Origin of the sequence: Corallococcus sp. AB049A (genome assembly GCF_003668885.1) — a bacterium.
In the GTDB taxonomy this organism is placed as follows: Bacteria; Myxococcota; Myxococcia; order Myxococcales; family Myxococcaceae; genus Corallococcus; species Corallococcus interemptor.
This window is the reverse complement of the sequence record NZ_RAWL01000483.1, coordinates 1-6,093: the sequence shown is the minus strand read 5'-3', so window position 1 is coordinate 6,093 and position 6,093 is coordinate 1. Positions and strand designations below refer to the sequence as shown.

5 protein-coding genes are annotated in these 6,093 nt (G+C 70.0%); 4 read left to right on the top strand and 1 reads right to left on the bottom strand.

From position 1 onward, the window contains the following. Window positions 1–165: 165 nt before the first annotated feature. A complete protein-coding gene (locus D7X55_RS34110; protein WP_233610236.1) occupies window positions 166–1,446 on the bottom strand; it encodes a serine/threonine-protein kinase in 1,281 nt (426 codons plus the stop codon). Window positions 1,447–1,630: 184 nt separating this feature from the next. Here D7X55_RS34110 and D7X55_RS34105 point away from each other — a divergent pair, with 184 nt between their 5' ends. The 4 genes from D7X55_RS34105 to D7X55_RS34090 all read left to right on the top strand — a co-directional run. Continuing rightward, window positions 1,631–2,965, top strand: coding sequence for an MFS transporter (locus D7X55_RS34105; RefSeq protein ID WP_121725238.1), 1,335 nt, complete (start codon window positions 1,631–1,633; stop codon window positions 2,963–2,965). A 226-nt stretch (window positions 2,966–3,191) separates the two neighbouring features. Beyond that, complete coding sequence (locus D7X55_RS34100; RefSeq protein ID WP_121725237.1) at window positions 3,192–4,661, top strand: ATPase domain-containing protein; 1,470 nt, start codon at window positions 3,192–3,194, stop codon at window positions 4,659–4,661. Continuing rightward, window positions 4,658–5,737, top strand: coding sequence for a HAMP domain-containing sensor histidine kinase (locus tag D7X55_RS34095; protein ID WP_120551190.1), 1,080 nt, complete (start codon window positions 4,658–4,660; stop codon window positions 5,735–5,737). The genes D7X55_RS34100 and D7X55_RS34095 overlap by 4 nt, the downstream gene beginning before the upstream one ends. Window positions 5,738–5,831: 94 nt before the next feature. Further along, window positions 5,832–6,093 (top strand): MFS transporter (locus tag D7X55_RS34090; protein ID WP_147442892.1); only part of this gene is annotated, 262 nt, incomplete at its 3' end.

Sequence of the window (6,093 nt, the reverse complement as noted above, 5' to 3'; positions counted from 1 at the left end):
GTGGCGACGGGGGCGGGCTCGGGCTGCGCGGCCCTGCGCGAGCGGACCAGGAGGTACGCCCCGGCGTTCACGGCCACGGTGCCCAGCAGGATGACGGCGACCCAGGTCTTCTGATTCTTCACGTTCGGATTCCCACTTCCCACGACGACACGGTGCGCCCGCCCTTCACGCGATGAACAGCCAGAACACCGCGCTGCCCACCAGCGCGACGCCCGCCGCGGCCGCCAGCGCCCAGGGGAACGCCTGGGCCACCGGCTCCGGCGGAGGAATGACGCCCGTGGTGGAGCCGGTCCCGGTGCTCCGGGGCAGCAGGCCGGTGGGCACCAGCGCGCTGGGCTCGCGGAGCTCCACCGCGTGCTCCGGCAACACGAACGCTGACGCGCTGGAGACGCCAGTGGGCGTGCGCGTGGAGCCCATCCCGGAAGCCTCCACCGACGCACCCGGCGACGAGCCCGGCATGGACCCCGGCACCGACAGCGCCGTGGACACGCGGCCGGTGGAGTCCGGAGGAAACAGCGTGGCCATCAGCGACGCCAGCTCGCGGCCGCCGGACGTCCAGTGCTGCGCCGTGCGGTAGCGCTCCAGGTCGTCGTGCAGCTCGCGCGCGGTCTGGTAGCGCTGCGCGGGGTCCTTGGCCAGGCACCTGAGCAGGATGCGCTCCAGCTCCGGCGGGAAGCCCGGCGCCACGTGCGACGGCGGCGGCACGTCCCCCGCCGACGCGGCCATGATGGTGGCCTCCATCGAATCGCGCTTGAACAGCCGGCGCCCCGTGGAGGCTTCGTAGAGCACGATGCCCAGCGAATACAGGTCCGAGCGGTGATCCAGCTCCCGGTTGGTGATCTGCTCCGGGGACATGTACGCGTACTTGCCCTTCACCACCCCGGCCACCGTGCGCTCCAGGTTCACGGAGCTCTTCACGATGCCGAAGTCCGCCAGCTTCACGATGCCGTCGCGGGACACCAGCACGTTGCCCGGCGTGATGTCCCGGTGCACCAGCTTCAGCGGCGTCCCGTCCGACAGCGTCTTCGCGTGCGCGTACGTGAGCGCGTCCGACATGGCCAGGCCCACGTCCACCGTCACCCGGGGCCCCAGCGGGATGTTCGCCGCCGCCGCGTGCCGCATGATGCGATCCAACGACTGGCCCTGGATCCACTCCATCGCCAGGTAGTACTGGCCGTCGATCTTCCCGAAGTCGAAGACCTGCACGATGTTCGGGTGCGTCAAGAGCGCCGCCACCTTCGCCTCGTCCGCGAACATCCGCGCGAAGGGCTCCAGGTTCGCGTACTCCGGCAGGATGCGCTTGATGACGCACGCCTTGGAGAAGCCGTCCGGCCCGTCGATGGTCGCCAGGAACAGGTGCGCCATGCCGCCCGTGGCCAGCCGCTGCACCATGCGGTACTTCCCGAACAGGATGTCCACTCCGGGTGCGGCCGGTGGAGGTGTCACGGTATCAACCCTGTCCAAATTGTACTCCCAGGACGGAACTCGCAATTCCCGGAAGATACCGATGCCGAGACCTCCCCACAAGTTTCGCACAACGTGTCAACTTGTTTTACGGGGAATACACTTTAACAACGTGATGGATCGCTGACACACGGGGCGTCCGGCATATCCTCCGGGTCCTCCGCGCATGGCGACCCTCTCTTCCGACGCCCCGTCCCCGCTGGCCGCTCCCCGTCCGCTGTCCACCCGGGACATCCGCACCCTCGGGCTGGCGGCGCTGGGAGGCGCTCTGGAGTTCTATGACTTCATCATCTTCGTGTTCTTCACGTCGGTGATGGGGAAGCTGTTCTTCCCTCCGGAGACGGCGGACTGGCTGCGGCAGCTGCAGACGTTCGGCCTGTTCGCGGCGGGCTACCTGGCGCGGCCTTTGGGCGGCATCGTGATGGCGCACTTCGGGGACCGGACCGGGCGCAAGCGGATGTTCACGTTGAGCGTCTTCCTGATGTCCGTGCCCACGCTGTGCATGGGCCTCTTGCCCACGTTCGCCACGGCCGGATACGCGGCGCCGCTCCTCTTGCTCACGCTGCGGCTGCTCCAGGGCGCGGCGGTGGGCGGTGAGGTCCCGGGCGCGTGGGTGTTCGTCTCCGAGCACGTGCCGGAGCGCCGCGTGGGCCTGGCGTGCGGGACGCTCACCTCCGGGCTCACGCTGGGCATCCTCCTGGGTTCGCTCGTCGCCACCGCGGTCAACACCGCCTTCACGCCAGAGCAGGTGCTGGCGTACGGCTGGCGCGCGCCCTTCGTGGTGGGCGGCGTGTTCGGCTTCCTCGCCGTGTTCCTGCGCCGCTGGCTGGAGGAGACGCCCGTCTTCGAGGAGATGCGCCAGCGAAAGGCGCTGGTTCGCGAATTGCCGCTCAAGGCCGCGCTGAAGGGCCATGCGCCCGCCGTCATCGTGTCCATGTTGTTCACATGGGTGCTCACCGCGGGCATCGTGGTGGTCATCCTGATGACGCCCACGCTGATGCAACAACTGCACGCCATCCCGCCCGCGAAGGCGCTGGCGGCCAACAGCGTGGCCACGCTCACGCTCACCGTGGGCTGCATCTGCTTCGGGTTGCTGGCGGACCGGCTGGGGCCCACGCGGGCCATGGCCGTGGGCTCTGGGATGCTGCTCGTCGCCGCGCAGCTGTTCTACCGGGGCGTGGCGGCCGCGCCGGAGCACCTGGTGCCGCTCTACGCGGGCGTGGGGTTCTGCGTGGGCGTGGCCGGCGTGGTGCCCGCGGTGATGGTGCAGGCCTTCCCCCCCGCGGTGCGCTTCTCCGGCCTGTCGTTCTCCTACAACGTGGCGTACGCGCTGTTTGGCGGCCTCACGCCGCTCGCCGTCACGCTTGCCCTCAAGGAGAGCCCGCTGGCGCCCGCGCACTACGTCTCCGCCGTCTGCGCGGTCGGGCTCGGGGTGTCGTTGCTGCTCTTCCGGGGCTTCAGCGCCCGCTCCCTGGACGAACATCCAACCCCGTCGCGCTGACGCCCGGTGGGCCGCCCGCCAGGCGGCCGGCGGTGTTGACCTGTCGGCGGCGCACGCGGGGAGCGGCGTCATGGCGCTGGCCGGCCCCGGGGCGGTCGGCTATGCCAGCAGCAAAGCGGAGGGCGCATTGGACATGCCCTGTTCTTCCCCGTGAGCCCCTTGTCCTGACGCGTGCTTCGCGAACAAGGCACGCGCATCTGGCCCTCGCATTCCGACGGATCCCGGTATGACCCGCCGAAACATTCCCCTCTTCCAGAGCGGCATCCCCAGCTTCGACGTCCTCCTGGGCGGAGGCATCCCTCCGCGCCAGTCCTTCATCGTCACCGGCACGCCGGGGTCGGGGAAGACGGTGCTGTGCAGCCAGGTGGCCTTCTCGGCCGCGGCGCGCGGCGTCCCCGTGGTGGTGGTCACCGTCACCTCGGAGCCCCACGACAAGCTGATGGAGTCGCTGTCCTCCTTCTCCTTCTTCCAGCCGGACCTGCTGGGCGAGAAGCTCTTCCTCATCAGCGCCTATTCCGCGCTCAAGCGGGGCCCCAAGGAGGCCCGGGAGCTGATCCTCCAGACGGTGCGCGAGCGCGGCGCGGCCATGCTCTTCATCGACGGGCTGCGCTCCATCCGGGACCTCTGGCAGGACGAGGCGCGGCTGCGCGAGTTCCTCTACGAGCTGGGCATCGGCCTGGCGGCCTCCAACTGCATCGGCCTGTTCACCACGGAGTACCCGCTGGGCCGGCTGATGGAGCTGCCGGAGGCCACCACGGTGGACGGCATCGTGGCGCTGTCCATCCAGCCCCAAGGCTCGCGCCGGGTGCGCCGGGTGGAGGTGGTCAAGCTGCGCGGCCGGCCCCACCTCACCGGTGAGCACACCATGCTCATGAGCGAGAGCGGCGTGGAGTTCATCCCGCGCCTGGAGGCCGTTCCCCTGCACCTGCGGGACGAGCCGCCCACGCTCAAGCGCATGGCGTTCGGGCTTCCGGAGCTGGACGCGCTGATGCACGGAGGGCTTCCGGAGCTCAGCACCACGATGCTCGCGGGGAGCATGGGCATTGGCAAGACGCTGGTGGCGCTGCACTTCGCCGCGGACGGGGCGCGCCAGGGGCAGAAGTCGCTCTTCGTCTCCTACTTCGATGCGCCGGCCATGCTCCAGGCCCGCGCCCAGCGCGTGGGGCTGGACGTGACCCCGCTGCTCAACGACGGACGGCTGACGCTGCGCTACCTGCCGCCCACGGAGGTGGAGGCGGACGAGCTCATCCGGGACCTGCTGGACCAGGTGGACGCGCTCGGCGTCAAGCGGCTGGTGCTGGACGGGCTCACGGAGCTGGAGCTGTCCATCCTGGACCCCGTGCGGCGGCGCACCTTCCTGTCGTCGCTGGCGATGCGGCTGCGCATGCGGGGGGTCACCACCGTGTTCACCCGCGAGGTGTCGAAGATCGTGGGCACGGAGCTGGACTTCAACGACGCGCCCGTCGCCAGCCTGGGAGAGAACCTGCTGCTGCTGCGCTACGTGGAGCTGCACGGCCAGATGCACCGCCTGCTGTCCGTGCTCAAGATGCGTGACAGCGAATACTCCGCGGACATGCGCGAGTTCCAGATCCAGGACACGGGCGTGAAGGTGCTCGCCCCGATGCGCTCCGCGGTGGGCCTGCTCACCGGGCAGGCCCGGCCGTTGGGGGCCAGCGTCGGAGGAGTGGGTGAATGAGCCTGGTCCTCATCGCGGAGGATGAAGAGGCACTGCTGGAGGTCTTCTCCGAGGTGGTGGAGGACCTGGGCCACCGGGTGATTCGCGCGCACAACGGCGAGGAGGCGCTGCTGCTGGCGCGCACGGAGACGCCGGACCTGGTGGTCAGCGACCACATGATGCCGCGCAGGACGGGCATGCAGCTCCTGCACGCCATGCGCGCGGAGCCCACCCTGTCGGACGTGCCCTTCCTGCTCCTGAGCGCGGCGCGTCCGCAGGGGCGTGAAGCCGCCCAGACCTTCCTCGCGAAGCCGGTGGACCTGTCCACCTTCGAGCAGGCCGTGAGCCAGGCGCTCCAGTACCGCGCGGCGGCGGCCCGCCAGGAACCGGCCCCCGCCGCGCGTGAGGCCCCCAACGCCTTGAGCCTGGCCCGCGAGGAGATGCTCAACTGGGTGGCGCACGAGCTGAAGACGCCGCTCTCCTCCGCGCGGCTCAACACCCAGCTGCTCTTGCGCAAGGTGCAGAAGCGCGGCATCGACGACGAGCGCCGCTCCGCGGAGGCCGTGCTGCGCCAGCTGGACAGGATGAACGGGCTGGTGACGTCCATCCTGGACGCCTCGCGGCTGGCGGACGGGAAGCTGGAGCTGAAGCTGCAGCCCACGGAGCTGACGCCCTTCCTCCAGGAGTTCATCCAGGAGTGGCGCGAGCTGCAACCCGACATGGACTTCTCCCTCCACGCCGTGGAGCGGGTGGAGCCGCTGATGCTGGACACGGAGCGGCTGCGCCAGGTGCTCAACAACCTGGTGTCCAACGCGGTGAAGTACAGCGGCACCTCGAAGCACGTGGAGGTGGGCGTGGCGCTCAACCCGGGCCTCGTCCTCATCCACGTGCGCGACTGGGGCGTGGGCATCCCCGCCAGCGCCCTGCCCCACGTCTTCGACCGCTTCCAGCGCGCGGACGAGGACAAAGGACGCGGCCACGGCCTGGGCCTCTTCATCGCCGCCGCGCTCGCGAAGCTGCACGGCGGCTCGCTCTCCGCGCGCTCCACCCTGGGTGAGGGCTCCACCTTCACCTTGCGCCTGCCCCGGAGGAACTGAAGCAGGACTGCACGTTTCCACCGGAACGCCAGCGAAACCCAACAGATTCGAAGTCCGTGAACACCCGGCGCTCTCGGTGAATTAGAAAGCGAGTGTGTCCACGCCTTCTTCGTCCCGCCTGTCCTCGCTGCGCGCGTTGAAGCACCGCGACTTCGCCTTCCTGTGGGGGGGCGCGGCGCTGTCCAACATCGGCACGTGGATGGAGGTGCTGGCGCTGGGCGTGTACGTGACGAAGGTCACGGGCCGGGCGGAGTGGACGGGCGGCGTGGCGGCGCTGACGTGGCTGCCGTCCATCCTGTTGTCGCCGCTGGGGGGCGCGCTGGGGGACCGGTTCGACCGGCGGCGCGCGGTGGGGC